Origin of the sequence: Ramlibacter pallidus (assembly GCF_015070875.1) — a bacterium.
Classification (GTDB): domain Bacteria; phylum Pseudomonadota; class Gammaproteobacteria; order Burkholderiales; family Burkholderiaceae_C; genus Ramlibacter; species Ramlibacter pallidus.
In genome coordinates this window covers 48,110-66,971 of sequence record NZ_JADDIV010000005.1, presented here as the reverse complement: position 1 = coordinate 66,971, position 18,862 = coordinate 48,110, and the positions used below count along the sequence as shown (strand labels likewise).

The 18,862-nt window shown below is 71.0% G+C and carries 15 protein-coding genes; 6 read left to right on the top strand and 9 right to left on the bottom strand.

Annotation, left to right across the window (positions count from 1 at the left end; all coding sequences use genetic code 11):
* Window positions 1-43 precede the first annotated feature (43 nt).
* The 5 genes from IM787_RS17310 to IM787_RS17290 form a co-directional block, all read right to left on the bottom strand.
* Complete coding sequence (locus IM787_RS17310; RefSeq protein ID WP_193677960.1) at window positions 44-616, bottom strand: cysteine hydrolase family protein; 573 nt, start codon at window positions 614-616, stop codon at window positions 44-46.
* Window positions 613-4,455 (bottom strand): ATP-binding protein, encoded by a 3,843-nt coding sequence (locus IM787_RS17305; protein ID WP_193677959.1) that lies wholly within the window; start codon window positions 4,453-4,455, stop codon window positions 613-615. The genes IM787_RS17310 and IM787_RS17305 overlap by 4 nt, the downstream gene beginning before the upstream one ends.
* A 130-nt stretch (window positions 4,456-4,585) precedes the next feature.
* Entirely contained in the window at window positions 4,586-5,542 is a 957-nt protein-coding gene (locus tag IM787_RS17300; protein WP_193677958.1) for a tripartite tricarboxylate transporter substrate binding protein, read from the bottom strand.
* Window positions 5,543-5,602: 60 nt separating this feature from the next.
* The gene (locus IM787_RS17295) at window positions 5,603-6,673 is read right to left on the bottom strand and encodes a tartrate dehydrogenase (RefSeq protein ID WP_193677957.1); all 1,071 of its coding nucleotides are present in this window, start codon (window positions 6,671-6,673) and stop codon (window positions 5,603-5,605) included.
* A gap of 99 nt (window positions 6,674-6,772) precedes the next feature.
* The gene (locus IM787_RS17290; protein ID WP_193677956.1) at window positions 6,773-7,870 is read right to left on the bottom strand and encodes a hypothetical protein; all 1,098 of its coding nucleotides are present in this window, start codon (window positions 7,868-7,870) and stop codon (window positions 6,773-6,775) included.
* A 97-nt stretch (window positions 7,871-7,967) separates the two neighbouring features.
* Here IM787_RS17290 and IM787_RS17285 point away from each other — a divergent pair, with 97 nt between their 5' ends.
* Window positions 7,968-8,876: a LysR family transcriptional regulator gene (locus IM787_RS17285; protein ID WP_193677955.1), complete on the top strand. Its 909-nt coding sequence runs from the start codon at window positions 7,968-7,970 to the stop codon at window positions 8,874-8,876.
* A 3-nt stretch (window positions 8,877-8,879) separates the two neighbouring features.
* Here the strand turns inward: IM787_RS17285 and IM787_RS17280 are convergent, their stop codons facing one another.
* From IM787_RS17280 to xdhC, 3 genes are all read right to left on the bottom strand, one after another.
* Window positions 8,880-10,196, bottom strand: coding sequence for a glycerate kinase type-2 family protein (locus IM787_RS17280; protein ID WP_193677954.1), 1,317 nt, complete (start codon window positions 10,194-10,196; stop codon window positions 8,880-8,882).
* Between the two features lie 488 nt (window positions 10,197-10,684).
* Window positions 10,685-11,881: a urate hydroxylase PuuD gene (locus tag IM787_RS17275; protein WP_193677953.1), complete on the bottom strand. Its 1,197-nt coding sequence runs from the start codon at window positions 11,879-11,881 to the stop codon at window positions 10,685-10,687.
* Between the two features lie 126 nt (window positions 11,882-12,007).
* The gene (gene xdhC / locus IM787_RS17270; protein WP_193677952.1) at window positions 12,008-12,802 is read right to left on the bottom strand and encodes a xanthine dehydrogenase accessory protein XdhC; all 795 of its coding nucleotides are present in this window, start codon (window positions 12,800-12,802) and stop codon (window positions 12,008-12,010) included.
* Window positions 12,803-12,943: 141 nt separating this feature from the next.
* Between xdhC and IM787_RS17265 the strand changes: the two genes are divergently transcribed.
* Window positions 12,944-13,447: a hypothetical protein gene (locus IM787_RS17265; RefSeq protein ID WP_227494467.1), complete on the top strand. Its 504-nt coding sequence runs from the start codon at window positions 12,944-12,946 to the stop codon at window positions 13,445-13,447.
* Window positions 13,448-13,496: 49 nt separating this feature from the next.
* On the opposite strand, the gene uraH is transcribed toward IM787_RS17265, so the two are convergent.
* On the bottom strand, window positions 13,497-13,850 hold the full coding sequence (gene uraH / locus IM787_RS17260) for a hydroxyisourate hydrolase (protein WP_193677950.1): 354 nt from the start codon (window positions 13,848-13,850) through the stop codon (window positions 13,497-13,499).
* Window positions 13,851-13,906: 56 nt separating this feature from the next.
* Here uraH and puuE point away from each other — a divergent pair, with 56 nt between their 5' ends.
* Genes puuE through IM787_RS17240 form a run of 4 tightly spaced genes read left to right on the top strand, consistent with a single transcriptional unit; the run spans window position 13,907 to window position 18,836 of the window.
* Window positions 13,907-14,851 carry an allantoinase PuuE gene (puuE, locus tag IM787_RS17255; protein ID WP_193677949.1) on the top strand — a complete coding sequence of 315 codons (945 nt, stop codon included), beginning with the start codon at window positions 13,907-13,909 and terminating at the stop codon, window positions 14,849-14,851.
* Between the two features lies 1 nt (window position 14,852).
* A complete protein-coding gene (gene uraD / locus IM787_RS17250; RefSeq protein WP_193677948.1) occupies window positions 14,853-16,661 on the top strand; it encodes a 2-oxo-4-hydroxy-4-carboxy-5-ureidoimidazoline decarboxylase in 1,809 nt (602 codons plus the stop codon).
* Complete coding sequence (locus IM787_RS17245) at window positions 16,658-17,881, top strand: M20 family metallopeptidase (protein ID WP_193677947.1); 1,224 nt, start codon at window positions 16,658-16,660, stop codon at window positions 17,879-17,881. Before uraD ends, IM787_RS17245 begins: the two co-directional genes overlap by 4 nt.
* 1 nt (window position 17,882) lies before the next feature.
* Window positions 17,883-18,836 carry an MYG1 family protein gene (locus tag IM787_RS17240; protein ID WP_193677946.1) on the top strand — a complete coding sequence of 318 codons (954 nt, stop codon included), beginning with the start codon at window positions 17,883-17,885 and terminating at the stop codon, window positions 18,834-18,836.
* Window positions 18,837-18,862 lie beyond the last annotated feature (26 nt).

The window sequence follows — 18,862 nt, the reverse complement described above, 5'->3', positions numbered from 1 at the left end:
TAGCCGCAGGCGTGCCCCTTGCGAGCTCGGCCGCGGGAGCGCGTCAGCCTTGGCGGGCCGCGGCGCGCGCAGACCGCACGTCGCACTTGAGCACGTCGCGCATGTACCGGATGCTGGCCGCCTTGGCCTGCGGCGTCTCGGCGGCCGTGCATTCCGGCGGCACCCATACGCCTTCGAAACCGCGCAGGAAGGCGTCGGCGGCCGTCATCTGCACGCACATGTCGGTGGCCAGGCCCGCGAGGATCAGTTCGCGCGTGCCCATCTCCCGCAGCAGCAGCTCCAGCGCGGTGCAGTAGAAGGCGGAGTGGCGCGGCTTCAGCAGCGTGATGTCGCGCGGGCCCGGCGCGAGCAGTCGCGCGATCTCGCCGCTGGTGTCGTCGCCCGCGGCCAGCTGGCTCACCATCGACTGGAAATCGGATTGCCACGCGCCGTAGTTGTCGTTCGCATAGACCACGGCCACGTTCTCCGCCGCGAGCCGCTCGCGCAGGCGCACGGTGGCGCGGGCGGCGGCCAGGGCCGGCCGCGCCAGCTTCTCGGCGCCGGGGAAGTTCAGGGGATTGATGAAGTCGACGATGACCAGCACGCGCGGGCTGCGCGGCACCTTGGCGGGCTTCATGCGCCTTCCTGTTCCTGCGCCCCCGCCAGGAGGCGCTGCAGCACGTCCATCGGCACCGGCTTGGTGAGGTGCAGGTCGAAGCCGGACAGCGCGGACTTCTCGCGCGCCTCCTCGTTGCCCCACCCGGTCAGGGCGACGATGCGCATCTCGTCCAGCGGGCGCGTGCGGCGCAGCGAGGTCGCGACGTCGTAGCCGCTCAGGTCGGGCAGGCCGATGTCGAGGAACACCAGGTCGGGCCGGAAGGTCTCGGCGGCGAGCAGGGCCGCCGCGCCGCTGTGCACCACGCGGATGTCGTGCCCGCCGCCCAAAAGGAGCTGGCCGAGCGAGTCCGCGGCGTCCACGTTGTCGTCGACGACCAGCACGCGGCGCGCGGCGGCGGCCGCCGCTTCCGCCTGGCCGCCCGCGGGCGCCGCCGATGGCGCTTCGTGCGCCGCCAGCGGCAAGGTGATGCGCACGGTCGTGCCCTGGCCGACACCGGGGCTTTCCACCGACACGACGCCGCCGTGCATCTCGACCAGCTTGCGCACCAGCGACAGGCCGATGCCCAGGCCGCCCTGCGCCGCCGCGAGCGTCTGGGGCCCCTGCACGAACAGGTCGAACACCTCGCCGAGCAGCTCGGGCGCGATGCCGACGCCGTCGTCGCGCACCTGCAGCACCACGGTGCCGCCGGACACTTCGGCCCGCAGCGCGATGTGGCCGCCGGGCGGCGTGTACTTGGCGGCGTTGTTGATCACGTTGCCGAGCACCTGCGCCAGGCGCGTGGGATCGCCATCCAGCCAGACTTCACCGGGCGGGAGGTCCACGGCCAGCTGATGCTGGCTGCGCTCGACGAGGGGCCGGCTGGTCTCCAGCGCGGACTGCACCACGGAAGCCAGGGCCACGCGCTCGCGCCGCAGTTCGACCTTGCCGCGGCTCACGCGGGCGATGTCCATCAGGTCGTCCACCAGCCGCACCATGTGCGACAGCTGGCGTTCCATCATCGCGAGCACCTGCGGCGTGCGTTCCGGCTGCGTGGCGCCGAGCCGCTTGAGCAGCTCCACGCCGTTGCGCAGCGGCGCCAGCGGATTGCGCAGCTCGTGCGCCAGCGTCGCGAGGAACTCGTTCTTGCGCCGGTCCTGCTCGCCGGCCTCGTTGACGCGCCGGGCCAGCTTGGTGTTGATGTCCTGCAGGAGGTCTTCGGCCTCCTTGCGCTCCTGGATGTCGATCACCGAACCGACGTAGCCGAGGTACTCGCCCTCTTCCGTGAAGCGCGGCGCGGCCGCATCGATCGCCCAGCGGTAAGTGCCGTCGGCGCGGCGCAGGCGGTACTCGGTCTGGAACACCTCGCTGCGCGCGTTGGCCTCGACGAAGGTGCGCTCGGCGTGGGCGCGGTCGTCCGGGTGCGTGGCATCGAGCCAGCCGTAGCCGAGCGACTGCTGCCGCGTCTGGCCCGTCATCTCGTACCAGCGGCGGTTGAGGTAGGTGCAGTAGCCGGTGGCGTCCGTCACCCACATCATCACGGGCGCGTGGTCGGCCATGTTGCGGAAGCGCGCCTCGCTCTCGCGCAGCGCGGCGCCCGCTTCCCGCCGCACCGCCGCGAGGTGCAGGTTGGAGCGCACGCGCGCGACGAGTTCCCGCGCGGAGAACGGCTTCACGAGATAGTCGTCGGCGCCCGCCTCGAGGCCGCTCACGCGGGCCTCCTCGCCGGCGCGCGCCGACAGCATCACCACCGGCAGTTCGCTGAGCGCCGCGTCGGCGCGCACGGCGCGCAGCAGCTCGAAGCCGTCGAGCACCGGCATCATGACGTCGGTCAGCAGCAGGTCGGGCTTGCGCGCGCGGATCGCACGCAGCGCCTCCTCGCCGTTGCCGGCGGTGACGACCTCCCAGCGCTCGCCGAGCAGCCGCGCGACGTACTCGCGCATGTCCGCGTTGTCGTCGGCGACCACGATGCGCGCGCGGTGGGGCAGCAGCCCGTGCAGCGTGCCGTCGGCCTCGAGCGCGGGCACCGCCGGGTCGGCCGCCGGCGCGGGCGGATCCGGCAGCCAGCGCAGGGCCTCCTCGACGAAGGCGTCGGCGCGCATCGCGTCGAGGCTGCGCGGCTCGCCGCCCGGGCCCGCCGCGAGATGGTCCTGCGGCAGGTGCTCACGCCCGAAGGGCAGCGTGATGGTGAAGGTGGTGCCGCGGCCCGGCGCGCTGTCGGCGGCGATGGTGCCGCCATGCTGGCGCACCAGCTCCTGCACCAGCGCCAGGCCGATGCCAGAGCCCTCGAAGGAGCGGCTCTGCTGGTTCTGCACGCGGTGGAAGCGCTCGAACAGGCGCGGCAGCTCGTGCGGCGGGATCCCCACGCCGGTGTCCGCCACCACCAGCCGCGCATGCCGTCCGTCCTCGGTCGGCTCCACGCGCACCGAGATGCCGCCTTCGAAGGTGAACTTGAAGGCATTCGACAGCAGGTTGAGGACGATCTTCTCCCACATCCCCGGGTCGACGTACACCGGCTGCGGCAGCGGCGGGCAGGACAGCGCCAGCGTGAGGCCGGCGCGCGCCGTCACCATCTCGAAGTTGGAGGCGAGCTCGCGCGTGAACTCGGCCAGCGCGGTCGGACGGAAGGCGGCCTGCGCGCGCCCGGCCTCGATGCGCGAGAAATCCAGCAGCGTGTTCACGAGGCGCAGCAGCCGCTGGCTGTTGCGGTGCGCCAGGTCGAGCAGTTCCGCATGCCGCGGCGACAGCCCGTCGCGCAGCGCGAGGGCTTCCTCCAGCGGGCCGAGCATCAACGTGAGCGGCGTGCGGAATTCGTGGCTGACGTTGGAGAAGAACTGCGTCTTCGCGCGGTCGATCTCCGCCAGCGCTTCGGCACGGCGCTGCTCGGCCTGGTACGCCTCCGCGTGCGCGACCGCGGCGGCCGCCTGCTTGGCGGCCAGCATCAGGAAGTCCCGGTAGTCCTCGTCGAACAGGCGCACCGGGCTCAGTCCGATCACCAGCAGCCCGTGCGAGCCGGCCTCGCCACCGGCCGCCAGCGGCAGCACCACGGCCTCGCGCGAGGGCTCGCGCCAGGCACCGGACGGCCAGGGGCCGAGCCCGAGATCCAGCGGCACCACGGTGCACTCTTCGTCCCGGGCCGCGACGGCCCACGGCCGCGCGCCCGGCCGCAGCAGCAGCGGTGCACCCGGTGCACCGCGCTCGATGCCGTGCGCGGCGACCAGGCGCAGGTCTTCCTCGCCGGGCGGCGCCAGGTAGATCAGCGCGAAGGTGACGTCCCGCGCGTCGGTCTCCAGGGCGGCGACGCAGCGTTCGCAGGCCTGCTCGGGCGTGCGGGCGTCGGCGGTGCGCTCGCCGAGCTCCCGCAGCAGGGCCAGCTGCCTTTCACCGACCACGCGCTGCGTCTCGTCGGTGTTGGCGCAGATGATGCCGGCCGGAGCGCCATCGTCGCCCGGGATCGGGCTGTACGAGAAGGTGTAGTAGGTCTCTTCCGGGTAGCCGTTGCGCTCCATGACGAGGAGCTGGTTCTCGACGTAGGTGCCGTCGCCGGCCATCGCGGTGGCGAGCAGCGGGCCGATGTCCTGCCAGATCTCGCTCCACACCTCGGACGTCGGCCGTCCCACGGCCCACGGGTGCTTGCCGCCGATGATCGCCTGGTAGGGATCGTTGTAGAGGTAGGTGAGTTCAGGGCCCCATCCGATCCAGATGGGCTGGCGCGAGGTGAGCATGATGCGCACCGCAGTCTTGAGGCTGCGCGGCCATTGCGCCGGCTCGCCGAGCGGGCTGCCGCGCCAGTCGTGCGCCCGGATCAGGGCGCCGAGCTCTCCACCGCCGGCAAGGAAATCATCGGCGCGCTGCGACGCCGCGGGCGAGGGAGGGGGCATGGGGGATGGCGCGGGGGGAGGGGCCGGGGAAGTCCTCCATGGTAGAGCGCCATGCCGGCACGCCTTGTAGGAAGTTGCCTACCCGCCGCGGGTGAGCGCACATCACACGCACATGCCATGCACATCACTACTACTTTTTCGCGCCGAGGCCCAGCAGAGCCGCGCCTTCCGTGTAGAGCTTCACCTTGCCCTGCATGAACGCGTCCATCTCCTCGACGCCGACGTTCACCAGCTCGAAGCCGCTCTTCGCGGCCAGCTCCTTCATCTCGGGGTCGTTGTTGAGCGAGCGCCAGAGGTCGGACAGCCGCTTGCGTTCCGCGGCCGGCGTCGATTTCGGCACGCCGATGCCGCGGTAGGCGCCGTCCACCCAGTCGACGCCCAGCTCCTTGAACGTGGGCACGTCGGGCATCAGCGGATGCCGCTTCTCCATGGCGACCGCGAGCGGCCGCACCTTCGTCTTGTTGTTGATGGCGAAGGCGGTGTACGTCATCGCGCCGTCGACCTGGCCGCCCAGCACGGAAGTGGCCATGTCGCCGGTGCCCTTGAACGGCACGTAGATCGTCTTCACGCCGAAGGCCTTGTTCATGCGCTCGTGGGCGGCATGGTTGGCGGAGTTGGAGCCCGAGCCGCCGAGGCTGAGCTTGCCCGGGTTCGCCTTGGCGGCCTTGATGAAGTCGTCGAAGGTCTTCACCGGGCTCTGCTCCGGCACGACGAGGATGTCCGGCGTGTAGTGGAACCAGAACACCGGCGTGACGTCCTGGGTCTTGTACTGCACCTGGCCCTCGATGGGCTGGAACACGATGTGCGGCAGGTTGACGCCGACGATGTTGGCGCCGTCGCCCGGCAGCTGGTTCATCTGCGTCCACATCAGCGCGCCGCCGGCGCCGGCCTTGTACTGGATGATGGTGTCGATGGCGGGACAGCGCTTCTTGAGCACCACCTGCTGGTGCCGCGCGGACAGGTCGGACTCGCCGCCGGGCGGGAAGGCCTGCCAGTACAGCACGTTCTTCTCGGGACAGGCCGGGGCCTGTGCCGGGGCCGCGGGCGCCAGCAGCGCGAGCGCGAGCAGGGAAAGAATCCGGTTCATCGCCTTGTCTCCTTGGTGGGAATGCGCCACTCGCCGGCGTCCCGGCGTCGTGGCTTGGAATCAGCGGTTCTTCAAGCGGTGGCACACCGCGGACGTGACGTCGGCCGTGCGTGCCTTGCCACCGAGGTCGCCGGTGTGCAGGGCGGGGTCGGCGGTGACGGACTCGATCGCCTGCATCAGCCGCGCGGCGGCTTCGTGCTCGCCCAGGTGTTCCAGCAGCATCACGCAGCTCCAGAACGTGCCGATGGGATTGGCGAGGCCCTGCCCCATGATGTCGAACGCGGAGCCGTGGATCGGCTCGAACATGCTCGGATAGCGGCGCTCGGGGTCGATGTTGCCGGTGGGTGCGATGCCCAGGCTGCCCGCCAGCGCCGCCGCGAGGTCGCTGAGGATGTCGGCGTGCAGGTTGGTGGCCACCAGCGTGTCCAGCGAGGCCGGCCGGTTGACCATGCGCGCCGTGCACGCGTCGACCAGCTCCTTGTCCCAGCGCACGTCCGGGAACTCGCGCGCGACCTCGGCGGCGATCTGGTCCCACATCACCATGGCGTGCCGCTGCGCGTTGGACTTGGTGACCACCGTCAGCAGCTTGCGCGGCCGCGACTGCGCGAGCCGGAACGCAAAGCGCATGATGCGTTCCACGCCGGCGCGCGTCATCATGCTCACGTCGGTGGCGACCTCGATCGGGTGGCCCTGGTGCGCGCGGCCGCCCACGCCGGCGTACTCGCCCTCGGAGTTCTCGCGCACGATGACCCAGTCCAGGTCCCTCGGCGTGCAGCGCTTCAGCGGGGCGTCGATGCCCGGCAGGATGCGCGTCGGGCGCACGTTTGCGTACTGGTCGAAGCCCTGGCAGATCTTCAGCCGCAGGCCCCACAAGGTGACGTGGTCGGGGATCTGCGGGTCGCCGGCGGAGCCGAAGAGGATCGCGTCCATGCCGCGCAAGGCCTCCAGGCCGTCGTCCGGCATCATCTGCCCGTGCGCGCGGTACCAGTCGCCGCCCCAGCCGAAGCTGGTGAACGCGAAACCGAAGCCGGCCCCGGCGGCGGCGAGCGCCTGCAGCACCTCCTGCCCGGCGGGGATGACTTCCTTGCCGATGCCGTCGCCGGGGATGCAGGCGATGCGATAGGTCTTCATGGGCCGTCCTTTCTGCCGCCACTGTAGGCGGCGGAAGGCGGCCGGGCCTTCGCGCAGGCTCAACCCATCGTTAACCCACGGGTCAACAATGGGCCGCGATCACATCGCGCGGTTCAGGTCGATGTCCAGCCCGGCCTGCTTCATCTCGCGCGCGACCAGCAGCTTCCACAGGCCGCCGTCGTCCAGCGTGTGGCGCGGGACCGCGTCGACGCCGGCGGCCGGCGTGCCCTTGCCCAGGAAGCAGAGGCGGTTGCGCCCCACCAGGCCGAGGAGGAAACCGATGTGCAGCGGCGGGATGGCGGAGGCGTCCGCCGCGCCCAGCACGATGGCATATTCGGCGCCGCGCGCCGCCTCCAGCGCTTCCAGCGTCGCCGCGTCGGTGCCCGCCTTGGCCAGCGAATGCAGCGCCGGCGACAGCCCCAGCTGCGTGACGTAGTTCGACAGCGACTGCGCGCTCTTGGTGTCGGCGGTGGCGCAGATGATGGCGATGCTGCGCTTCTGCGCGGACGGGGCGGGGGATGCGCTCATGGCGGGTTCCTGCGGTGCGGGTGTGGGGACGGGCGTCGGGGCGGGGGCGGGGGTGGGCGTGGGCGCCGGCGCCTTCGCGGGCGCAGGGACGGGAGCCGGAGCCGGCTTCGCGGCCGGGGTGGGCGCCGGCGTTGGAGCGGGTGTCGGCGCGGGTGTGGGAGCCGGTGTCGCGGCCGGCGGCGGGGCCGGTTCGGGCTCCGGTTCTTCTGCGGGCGTCTCTTCTTCGATTTCCGCCTCGGGCTCGGGCTCGGGTGCGGGTTCCGGCGCGGGCGCGGGGGCCGGGCTTTCGGCCGGGCCGCCTTCGGCGCGCTGCACCAGCTTGCGGCTCACCGCCTCCAGCTTGTTGGCCGCCTGGTGGAGCGCCAGCCGCAGGATGTCCCGGTATTCCTCGACGGTGTAGCGCTCGCCGAACGTCGTCTGCAGCTCGGAGTCGAGCGGCGGGACCTGTTCCTTCTTGTATTCCGCCGACGAGATGCCCAGCGCCTCGGCGAGCACGCCGTTGATCTTCTTCTGCAGGCCGTCGAGACGGGTGTCCCAGCGGTCCTCGATGGTGGAAACGTCGGTGTTGCGCAGTTCGCGCACGGTGCGGGCGATCTTCTCGATCGTCCTTTCGATGGCGGCGCGGTCCTGCGGCCCGTGCGAGCCGGCATTCTGCTTGCCGTTGGACATGGAGCACTCCTCGTAGACCCACGAATTTAACCGTTGTGGCGCTCCGCGCTGTCGCGCGCGCAAGACAGGACGAGAATGCCGCCAGGGAAAACCAGCCATGTCCAGCGCCGCCGCCTCCTCCACCGACATGCAGTTCTTCAGCGACCTGGTGCGCTCCGGCAGCCTGTCGGCGGCCGCCCGCGAGCTCCAGGTGAGCACCGCGGCCGTCAGCAAGCGGCTCGCGCAGCTGGAGGCTCGCCTGGGCGTGCCCCTGCTCCACCGCACCACGCGGCGCATCGGGGTGACGGCCGAGGGCGAGACCTACCTGCAGCATGCCCGGCGCATCCTGGCCGAGATCGAGGCGGCCGAAGGCGAACTGCGCGGCACGCGCGCGCAGGCGCGTGGGCTGTTGCGGGTGAACGCCACCCTCGGCTTCGGCCGCATGCACGTGGCGCCGCTGATCGCCGGCTTCGCCCGCAAGCACCCGCAGGTCGACGTGCAGCTGCAGCTGTCCGCGAACCCGCCGGCGCTGGCGGAGGACAGCTTCGACGTGTGCGTGCGCTTCGGCGAGCCGCCGGACGCACGGGTGATCGCCCGGCGCCTGGCGCCCAACCGGCGGCTGCTGTGCGCCGCGCCCGCCTACCTCGCCCGCCACGGAACGCCGGAGGAACCGCAGGACCTGCTGGAACACGGCCTCATTGCGATCCGGCAGGGCAACGATCCTTACGGCGTGCTGAAGCTGCGCGCCGGCCGCAAGACCGAAACCGTGAAGGTGCGCGGGCGGCTGTCCACCAACGACGGCGAAGTGGCCGTCCACTGGGCGCTGGCCGGCCACGGCATCGTGCTGCGCGCGGAATGGGACGTCGCGCGCTACCTGCGCAGCGGCCGCCTGCGCCCGGTGCTGGAAAACTGGCTGGCGCCCCCGGCGGACATCTACGCCGTCTACCCGGCAGCCCAGGCCCACACCGCGCGGGTGCGGCTCTTCGTCGAGCACCTCGCCGCGCACTTCGGCAGCGCGGCGCTCTAGCGTTCAGAGCACCAGCAGCGCGCGGAAGTCGTTGACGTTGGTGTGGGTGGGCCCCGTGACCACCAGGTCGCCGAGCGCCTGGAAGTAGCCGTAGGCATCGTTGCGCGCCAGGTGGGCGGCGATCTTCAGGCCTTGCGCCTGCGCGCGCCGCAGCGTGTCCGGCGCCACGAAGGCGCCGGCGTTGTCCTCGCTGCCGTCGATGCCGTCGGTGTCGGCCGCGAGCGCGAACACGCCGGGCTGGCCCTGCAGCGCCTCGGCCAGCCCCAGGCAGAACTCGCCGGCGCGGCCGCCACGGCCGCGCGGCGTGCCCTCCGGCACCTTGCGCACCGTCACGGTCGTCTCGCCGCCGGACAGGATCACGCACGGCCGGTGGAAAGGCTGGCCGCGCAGGGCCACCGCGCGCGCCAGCGCCGCATGCACCTTGCCGACCTCGCGCGACTCGCCTTCCATCTCGTCGCTGAGGATGTGCGCCTCGACGCCGGCGGCCCTTGCCGCGGAGGCCGCGGCTTCCAGCGACTGCTGCGGCGTCGCGATCATGTGCACCTGCTGGCCCTGGAACACGGCGTCGCCGGGTTTCGGCGTTTCCAGCGCGCCCTGCTCCAGCAGGCTCATGATGGCGCCCGGCACCTCGATGCCATAACGCTGCAGGATCGCGACCGCGTCGGCGCAGGTCGTCGTGTCGGGCACGGTCGGCCCGCTGGCGATGACCGAAGGATCGTCCCCCGGAACGTCGCTGATCGTCAGCGTCACGACGCGTGCCGGTGCACACGCGGCCGCCAGGCGCCCGCCCTTGATGCGCGACAGGTGCTTGCGCACGCAGTTCATCTCGGTGATGTTGGCGCCCGAGTCCAGCAGCGCGCGGTTGATGCGCTGCTTGTCCTCCAGCGACAGGCCTTCGGCGGGCAGCGTGAGCAGCGCGGAGCCGCCGCCGGAGATGAGGCACAGCACCAGGTCGTCGGGCGTGAGGCCATGCGCAAGCGCGAGGATGCGTTCGGCGGCGTGCAGGCCCGCGGCATCGGGAACGGGATGCGCGGCCTCGACCACCTCGATCCGGCGCGGCAGGCCGGCCGGGCGCGGCGGCGTGTGGTGGTAGCGCGTCACGGCCAGGCCGGAAAGCGGCGCGTCGGCCGGCCAATGCGCCTCGACCGCCTGCGCCATCGCGCCTCCTGCCTTGCCCGCGCCGAGGACCAGCGTTCGCCCCCGCGGCGGCGCCGGCAGGTAGGCCGCGGTGTTGTGCAGCGGCAGGGCGCGATGCACCGCGGCGCGGTAGAGGTGCTCGAGGAAGGCGCGGGGGTCTTGGCGGGGGTCGGGCGCTGGCATGGGGGATCCTTGCACCGCATTGTGCGGCAGGCTTCGCTGCCGCTTTCCTTCCGCTATGAGTGACAGGGCGGGCCGGGGGGCCGGGCACCCGCTCTACGGTCCAGGCTCGCTCTATGGTCGGTCATGGAGAACGGGAGGCTTTGCTGCGGACGAGCGGCTTGGTGCAATGCTGTCCGTGGGGGAGCGAATCGTCCCTCCGAGCGGGAACCCGAACCCCCGTCCCTGGGTCGACTGCGCGCGAACTGTCCCGCGCCGGCCGTGCCCTGAATGAACGGCGTGATGAGGTTGGGGGTTGGGGGTCCGACCGCAGGGACGATTCGCGCTACCTGGCGCCTGGTGCACCTGACCGCTCGTCCGCATTGGAGGCTCTCGTTCTCCATGGCCGCGGATTGCGCGAGCCGGACCGGAGGGCGGGCCCCCGGCCCCCAACCTCGCCCTGAACCGCCGATCGCCCCGGAAGAACCGGAAGAAGCCGGAAGGAGGAAGACTCAATCCGTCCGCGCCCCCGCCTGGAACCACCGCCCCACCAACGCCCGCTCCACGTCCGTCATCTGCGTCGCGTTGTTCAGCGGCATCGTCTTCGCCACCACCGACTGCAGGTACACCGCCTGCGCGTGCTGCTTCACCGCCTCGGCGGAGTCGAGGCGCACGTTCTTCATCTGGACCTGCGCGCCGTGACATTGATAGCAGCGCTGCTCCAGCACCTTCTGCACGGCCGCGTAGTTCGCGGTGGCTGGTGCGGCCGCAGTCGCCTCCTGGCGCGGGGTGAGCCAGGCGATGGTGGCGACGATCGCGGCGATGCCGACGAGCGCGTAGCCGGCGGGATGGCGGTTGCGCCCGAGCTTCCAGCCGTGCCGCATCACGAAGAACTGGCGGATCGCGGCGCCGGCGAACATCATCAGGATCAGCACGACCCAGTTGTGCGCGTGCGTGTAGAGGAAGCTGTAGTGGTTGGACAGCATTGCGAACAGCACCGGCAGGGTGAAGTAGGTGTTGTGCACGCTGCGCTGCTTGCCCCGCTGGCCGTGGATGGGGTCCACGGGTTCGCCTGCCTTGATCGACGCGATCACCTTCTTCTGGCCCGGGATGATCCAGAAGAACACGTTGGCGCTCATCGCCGTGGCCAGCATGGCGCCCACCAGCAGGAAGGCCGCGCGCCCCGCGAACCACTGGCAGGCCAGCCACGAGGCCACGCACACCAGCAGCAGCACCAGCGCGCCGACGATGGCTCCGCCGTTCTTCCGCTGGCCGAACAGCTGGCAGATCGCGTCGTAGAGGATCCAGAACACCACCAGGAAGGACAGGGCCACGGACACCGCCGCGCCGGGCGACCAGTCCATCAGCGAGCGGTCCACCAGGTAGCTGCCCGCGTTCCAGATGTACGAGACCGTGAAGAGCGCGAAGCCGGAGAGCCAGGTCGAGTAGCTTTCCCAGAAGAACCAGTGCAGGTGCGGCGGCAACTGGGGCGGCCGCACCGCGTACTTCACCGGGTGGTAGAAGCCGCCGCCGTGGACGGCCCACAGTTCGCCGGTGGCGCCCTCCTCGCGCAGCTTCGCATCGGCGGGCGGCGTGAGGCTGCTGTCGAGGAAGACGAAGTAGAAGGAGGAGCCCACCCACGCGATGGCGGTGATCACGTGCAGCCAGCGCAGCAGCAGGTTGGCCCAGTCGAGAAGATAGCTTTCCATGGCTTTCGTTCTGGACTGCTCACCACCGCGGGCGCTCTGAGCAGGAAGAAGGCCGCGCACATCGCGGCGGCCCGCCCCGGCAGGGGAAGGTCCGTCACGAGCGCCGCTGCGGCGAAGTGGCCGAGTTTAGCTTTGCAGCAGCTGCGCCGCCACCGCCACGGCGATCACCTCGGGCTCCTTGCCCCCGATGCCCGGGATGCCGATCGGGCAGGTGATGCGCGCCAGTTCGTCTTCCGCGAATCCGCGCTCCACCAGGCGGTGGCGGAAGGTGGCCCACTTCGTCCTGCTGCCGATCAGCCCGACGAAGGGCAGGTCGCCGCGCTCGCGCAGCCGCCGCAGGCAGGCCGCGACGATGTCCAGGTCCTCGGCGTGGCTGAAGCTCATGACGAGCACGCGCGAGCCGGGCGCCAGCGCGGCGACGGCGGCCTGCACGGGATCGGAGTGCTCGCACCGCACGTTGTCCGGCACGGTGTCCGGGAAGATCTCGTCGCGGCTGTCGATCCAGGTGACGTCGAACGGCAACGGGCCGAGCACCTCGATGATGGCGCGGCCCACGTGGCCGCCGCCGAACAGGGCGACGGGGGTGCCGGGCGCCGACAGCCGTTGCGGCAGGGGGACAGCATCGCTGCGCGTGATGCGCTGGAAACGTAAACGCACCACGCCGCCGCAACACTGCCCGAGCGACGGGCCGAGCGGATAGCGCAGCACCGGCTCGCCTTCGGATCCGGCCAGGCGCCGGCGCGCTTCGCCGATCGCCTGCAATTCCAGGTGGCCGCCGCCGATGGTGCCGACCACCGCCTGAGCGAAGACGGCCATCCAGGCGCCGGCCTCGCGCGGCACGGAGCCTTGCGTGCTGTCGACGGTGACCAACACCGCGTCTTCGGCGGCGAGCCGCGTCGTGACTTCTTTGATGGGGCGCATTCTTTACCGTGTAGCCGCCGGCACGGACATCCAACGATTGGTAACCAGGGTCATCATTGCCGCAAGCGCGGCCGTTGTAGATTCCCCCGGCGCCTCGCCGCGTGACTGCCAGGATCCATGATGACGAAGTATCAACCCACCTTGCGTACCCTGACGCCCGCCGTGCTCGCCACGGCCACCGTGCTGCTCGCGTCCTGCACGTCCACGCCGCTCCCCCCGGAGCCGCCGCGCGCCACCGTCTCGCCCGACATGGGCGCGCCGGCCAGCGCGCAGGCCCCGCAACACTCCCCCATGGTGATCAAGACCTCCAACGCCGCCAACCCGCGCGCCTACCGCGCCGATGCCGCCCAGCACGTGTACAGCATGAACGGCGAACGCATCTGGAAGGGCCGCCTGCCGCCGCTGCTGTACGCGATCGGCGTGCTGCAGGTGGAGGTCGACCGCGAAGGCAACGTGCGCACCCTGAACTGGATGCGCGCGCCGAAACACGCGCCGGAAGTGATCGCCGAGATCGAACGCACGGTGCGGGCCGCCGCGCCCTACCCCATGCCGGCGCGCATGGGCAAGGTGGTGTGGACGGACACCTGGCTCTGGCACAAGAGCGGCCAGTTCCAGCTGGACACGCTGACGGAAGGCCAGGACTGAACGGGGCCGGCACCGCCGCGAAAGCGCCGCGCCGCGGCGCTTTTTCGTTTCAGGACCCGCGGTAGGTCGAATAGCTCCACGGGCTCACCAGCAGCGGCACGTGGTAGTGCTGGTCCACGGAGGCGATGCCGAAGTCGAGGCTGACCCGGTCCAGGAACGGCGGGTCCGGCAGCGTGACCCCGCGGCCGCGGAAGTACGCGGCGACGTCGAACACCAGGCGGTAGGTGCCCTTCTTCAGGCTCGCGTTGTCGAACAGCGGCCCATCGGCATTGCGGCCGTCGGCGTTGAGAACGAAACGCTTCACCAACTGTGGCTGGCCTCCCGCGATGGCATGCAGCTCCACGGCCATGCCGGCGGCCGGCGTGCCGTGCATCGTGTCGAGGACGTGGGTGCTCAGGCCCATGCGGGATCTCCGTGTTTCGCGGGAGTGTATTCTTGCCCGGTCCCCCCGGTGCCCGCATGAATCCCATCTACGACTCCACCGCCGCCTACCCGCGCGACCTCGTGGGCTACGGCCGCAACCCGCCCCACGCCCGCTGGCCGGGCCATGCCCGCGTCGCCGTCCAGTTCGTGCTGAACTACGAAGAAGGCGGCGAGAACAGCGTGCTGCACGGCGATCCCGCCTCCGAACAGTTCCTCTCCGAGATGTTCAATCCGGCCGCCTATCCGGACCGGCATCTGAGCATGGAGGGCATCTACGAATACGGGTCGCGCGTCGGCGTGTGGCGCCTGCTGCGGGAGTTCGAACAGCGCCGCCTGCCGCTGACGGTGTTCGGCGTGACCACCGCGCTGCAGCGCCACCCGGAACTGACGCAGGCCTTCGTCGAGCTCGGCCACGAGATCGCCTGCCATGGCTGGAAGTGGATCCACTACCAGAACGTCGACGAAGCCACCGAACGCGAGCACATGCGGCTGGCCATGGAAGGCATCGTCCGCCTCACCGGCGAGCGGCCGCTCGGCTGGTACACCGGGCGCGACAGCCCCAACACGCGCCGGCTCGTCGCCGACTACGGCGGCTTCGCCTACGACAGCGACTACTACGGCGACGACCTGCCCTTCTGGATGAAGGTGCGCAAGAGCGACGGCCAGGCCGTGCCGCACCTCGTGGTGCCGTACACACTGGACTGCAACGACATGCGCTTCGCGCTGCCCCAGGGCTTCTCGCACGCGGACCCGTTCTTCCAGTACCTGCGCGACACCTTCGACGTGCTGTACGCCGAGGGCGACGAAGCGCCGAAGATGATGAGCATCGGCATGCACTGCCGCCTGCTCGGGCGACCCGGCCGCATCATCGCGCTGCAGCGCTTCCTGGACCACATCGCCGCGCACGACCGCGTTTGGGTGTGCCGCCGCATCGACATCGCCCGCCACTGGACGCAGGCCCATCCCTGCCCCTCGAACTGACATGGCCCTCACCCTGGAACAGATCAACGTTGGCGACCCGGCCGAAGCGGCACGCCTGCTCGACGGTGTCTACGAGCACTCGCCGTGGATCGCGCAGGCGGCGCTGGCGCAACGGCCCTTCCGCTCCCTGGCCCACCTGAAACATGCGCTGGCCGAGGTCGTGGGCAACGCCACCGCGGACCGGCAGCTCGCGCTGATCCGCGCCCACCCGGAGCTGGCCGGCAAGGCCATGGTGGCGAAGACGCTCACCAGCGAATCCACGAACGAACAGGGCAAGGCCGGCCTGACCGACTGCACGCCGGAGGAATTCGCGCGCATCCAGCAGCTCAATGCGGACTACAACGCGAAGTTCGGCTTCCCCTTCATCCTCGCGGTGCGCGGCCCGCGCGGCACCGGGCTGCACCGGCGCGAGATCATCGCGACCTTCGCGCGGCGCCTGGACAACCCCGCCGACTTCGAACGGGCCGAGGCGCTGCGCAACATCCACCGCATCGCCGAACTGCGCCTGAACGACAAGTTCGGTGCCGAACCCGTGCTGGGCAACCTGGTGTGGGACTGGCAGGAAAGGCTGGCGGAGCACAGCGACCCCGGCTACGCGGAGAAGGGCCAGCTGACGGTGACCTACCTCACCGATGCGCACCGGGCCGCCGCGCGGGAGATCGTGGACACCATGCGGGACTGCGGCTTCGACGAAGTGGAGGTCGATGCGGTCGGGAACGTGGTGGGCCGTTATGCGCCGCGGCGCCCCGACCCCAACCCTCCCCCAGAGGGGGAGGGAGAGAAATGGCTGCTCACCGGCTCGCACTACGACACGGTGCGCAACGGCGGCAAGTACGACGGCCGCCTCGGCATCTTCACGCCGATGGCCTGCGTGCGCGAACTGGCACGCGCGGGCCGGCGGCTGACCTTCGGCATCGAGGTGGTCGCCTTCTCCGAGGAAGAAGGCCAGCGCTACAAGGCGACCTTCCTCGGGTCGGGTGCGCTGCTGGGCGCCTTCCACCCGGCCTGGCTGGACCAGAAGGATGCCGCGGGCATCCCCATGCGCGAGGCGATGCGCAACGCCGGCCTGCCCGCCACGCTGGAGGCGATCGCGGCGTTGAAGCGCGACCCGGCGCGCTACCTCGGCTTCGTCGAGGTGCACATCGAACAGGGGCCGGTGCTCAACGAGCTGGACCTGCCGCTGGGCGTCGTCACGTCCATCAACGGGGGCGTGCGCTTCCAGTGCGAAGTCACCGGCATGGCCAGCCACGCGGGCACGACGCCCATGGACCGCCGGCGCGACGCCGCGGTGGCGGTGGCGGAGCTCGCGCTGTTCGTCGAGGAGCGCGCACGCCGCGACGGCGATTCGGTCGGCACCATCGGCATGCTGGAAGTGCCCAGCGGCTCGATCAACGTCGTGCCCGGCCGCTGCCTGTTCTCGCTGGACCTGCGCGCACCCAACGATCCGCAACGCGACGCGCTGGTGGCCGATGTGCTGGCCCAGCTGGCGGAGATCTGCAAGCGGCGCGGCTTGCGCCACGCCGTCGAGGAAACGATGCGGGCCGCCGCCGCGCCCAGCGCGCCCGGATGGCAGCAGCGCTGGGAGCGCGCCGTCGATGCGCTGGGCGTGCCCGTGTACCGCATGCCCAGCGGCGCCGGCCACGACGCCATGAAGCTGCACGAGGTGATGCCGCAGGCCATGCTGTTCGTGCGCGGGCAGAACGCCGGCATCAGCCACAACCCCCTGGAATCCACGACCAGCGACGACATCCAGCTGGCGGTGGAGGCTTTCCGGCACCTGCTGGACCAGCTGGCGAAAGAGACCCCATGACCGCCTACGACCGCCTCGACGCCTGGATCGCGTCGCACTTCGACGAAGAGGTGCGCTTCCTGCAGGAGCTGGTGCGCGTGCCGACCGATACGCCGCCGGGCCACAACGCGCCGCACGCGGAACGCACCGCCGAACTGCTGCAGGCCATGGGCCTGCAGGCCGAGAAGCATCCGGTGCCCGACGCGGAAGTGAAGGCGCATGGACTGCAATCCATCACCAACCTGATCGTGCGCCGCCGCTACGGCGAGGGCCGCACGGTGGCACTCAACGCGCACGGCGACGTCGTGCCGCCCGGCGAGGGCTGGACGCACGACCCCTACGGCGGCGAGATCGCCGACGGCAGGATCTATGGCCGCGCGGCGGCGGTGAGCAAGAGCGACTTCGCCAGCTTCACCTTCGCGGTGCGGGCGTTGGAGTCGCTGCAGGCGCCGCTGAAGGGCGGCGTCGAGCTGCACTTCACCTACGACGAGGAAATGGGCGGCGAGCTCGGTCCGGGCTGGCTGCTGAAGAACAGGCTGACCCGGCCGGACCTGATGATCGCCGCGGGCTTCAGCTACGAAGTGGTCACCGCGCACAACGGCTGCCTGCAGATGGAGGTGACGGTGCACGGAAAGATGGCGCACGCCGCCATCCCGGACACCGGGGTCGATGCGCTGCAGGGCGCCGTGCAGATCCTGAACGCGCTCTACGCGCAGAACGCGCTCTACAAGCAGGTCACGTCGAAAGTGGCCGGCATCCGGCACCCGTACCTGAACGTGGGCCGCATCGAGGGTGGCACCAACACCAACGTGGTGCCGGGCAAGGTCGCGTTCAAGCTGGACCGCCGCATGATCCCCGAGGAGAACCCGCAGGAAGTCGAGGCGAACATCCGCCAGGTGATCGCCGCCGCGGCGAAGGAATTTCCCGGCATCACCGTGGAGATCCGTCGCCTGCTGCTCGCCAATGCACTCCAGCCGCTGCCGGGCAACCAGCCGCTGGTGGCCGCCCTGCAGAAGCACGGCAAGGCCGTCTTCGGCGAGGACATTCCCGCCATGGGCACGCCGCTGTACACCGACGTGCGCCTGTATGGCGAGGCCGGCATCCCGGGCGTGATCTACGGCGCCGGTCCGCGCACCGTGCTCGAGTCGCATGCCAAGCGTGCGGACGAGCGGCTGGAGCTCGCGGACCTGCGTCGCGCCACGCAGGTCGTGGCGCGCACGCTCTACGACCTGCTGGCCTGAGATGGCGAAGCGCATCGCCACGCACAGCGGCTCCTTCCACGCCGACGACGTCTTCGGGGTGGCGGTGCTCGCGGCCCTCTTCCCCTCGCATGCACTGGTGCGCACGCGGGACGCTGCGGAGATCGCGCGGGCGGATTTCGCCGTCGACGTCGGCGGCGAATGGGACCCGGCCCGCGGCCGCTTCGACCACCACCAGCGCGGTTTCGATGGGGCGCGGGCCGGTGCGGAAGGGTATGCGAGCGCCGGCCTGGTGTGGCGGGAGTTCGGCCACGCCTACGTGCGGCAGGTCGCGGACGGGCTGGGCCATGCCTTGCCCGACGATGCAGCGTCGCGCATCGCGCAGGACATCGACGGCGCCTTGGTGCGCTACCTCGACCTGGTCGACACGGGCGCCGACCTCGTCGCGCCGGGCGCGTTCGGTTTGTCCAGCCAGGTCGCGGCGCTGAACAGCACCTGGCTCGAGGAGCAGCCACTCGACACCGGTGGCCGGGCCGCGCTGCAGCTGGAGCGGTTCCGGGAAGCCATGGCCACGGTGCAGCGCTTCCTGCAGCGCCTCGTGCTGCGGCGCATCGGCCAGGACCTGGCCGCCCACCGGGTGCGTGCGAGCGAACGCCTGCTGGGCGGCCGCGTGCTGCACCTCGCCGAAGGCGGCATGCCCTGGACTTCGGTCGTGGTGCAGGAGATGCCGGACGTGCTGTTCGTGCTCTATCCGGAGGCGGACGAAAGCGGCGAGCGCTACGTGCTGCGGACGGTGCCGGCGCAGGTCGGGTCCTTCGCGTCGCGCCTGGACCTGCCGCGCGCCTGGGCCGGCTTGCGCGACCAGCAGTTGGCCGCGGCCTGCGGCGTGCCGGACGCACTGTTCTGCCACACCAACGTGTTCATCGCGGTGGCGCGCAGCTTCGATGGGGCCTTGCGCATGGCGCAGCTCGCGCTGGACGTGGCGCGGGTCACTTGACCGCGCCGCGCGGGCGCCGCTACATT

Excerpts from the sequence above, each read along its gene's own strand:
- IM787_RS17310 (WP_193677960.1), bottom strand. The coding sequence starts at position 616 with ATGAAGCCCGCCAAGGTGCCGCGCAGCCCGCGCGTGCTGGTCATCGTC.
- IM787_RS17305 (WP_193677959.1), bottom strand. The coding sequence starts at position 4,455 with ATGCCCCCTCCCTCGCCCGCGGCGTCGCAGCGCGCCGATGATTTCCTT.
- IM787_RS17300 (WP_193677958.1), bottom strand. The coding sequence starts at position 5,542 with ATGAACCGGATTCTTTCCCTGCTCGCGCTCGCGCTGCTGGCGCCCGCG.
- IM787_RS17295 (WP_193677957.1), bottom strand. The coding sequence starts at position 6,673 with ATGAAGACCTATCGCATCGCCTGCATCCCCGGCGACGGCATCGGCAAG.
- IM787_RS17290 (WP_193677956.1), bottom strand. The coding sequence starts at position 7,870 with ATGTCCAACGGCAAGCAGAATGCCGGCTCGCACGGGCCGCAGGACCGC.
- IM787_RS17285 (WP_193677955.1), top strand. The coding sequence starts at position 7,968 with ATGTCCAGCGCCGCCGCCTCCTCCACCGACATGCAGTTCTTCAGCGAC.
- IM787_RS17280 (WP_193677954.1), bottom strand. The coding sequence starts at position 10,196 with ATGCCAGCGCCCGACCCCCGCCAAGACCCCCGCGCCTTCCTCGAGCAC.
- IM787_RS17275 (WP_193677953.1), bottom strand. The coding sequence starts at position 11,881 with ATGGAAAGCTATCTTCTCGACTGGGCCAACCTGCTGCTGCGCTGGCTG.
- xdhC (WP_193677952.1), bottom strand. The coding sequence starts at position 12,802 with ATGCGCCCCATCAAAGAAGTCACGACGCGGCTCGCCGCCGAAGACGCG.
- uraH (WP_193677950.1), bottom strand. The coding sequence starts at position 13,850 with ATGGGCCTGAGCACCCACGTCCTCGACACGATGCACGGCACGCCGGCC.
- puuE (WP_193677949.1), top strand. The coding sequence starts at position 13,907 with ATGAATCCCATCTACGACTCCACCGCCGCCTACCCGCGCGACCTCGTG.
- uraD (WP_193677948.1), top strand. The coding sequence starts at position 14,853 with ATGGCCCTCACCCTGGAACAGATCAACGTTGGCGACCCGGCCGAAGCG.
- IM787_RS17245 (WP_193677947.1), top strand. The coding sequence starts at position 16,658 with ATGACCGCCTACGACCGCCTCGACGCCTGGATCGCGTCGCACTTCGAC.
- IM787_RS17240 (WP_193677946.1), top strand. The coding sequence starts at position 17,883 with ATGGCGAAGCGCATCGCCACGCACAGCGGCTCCTTCCACGCCGACGAC.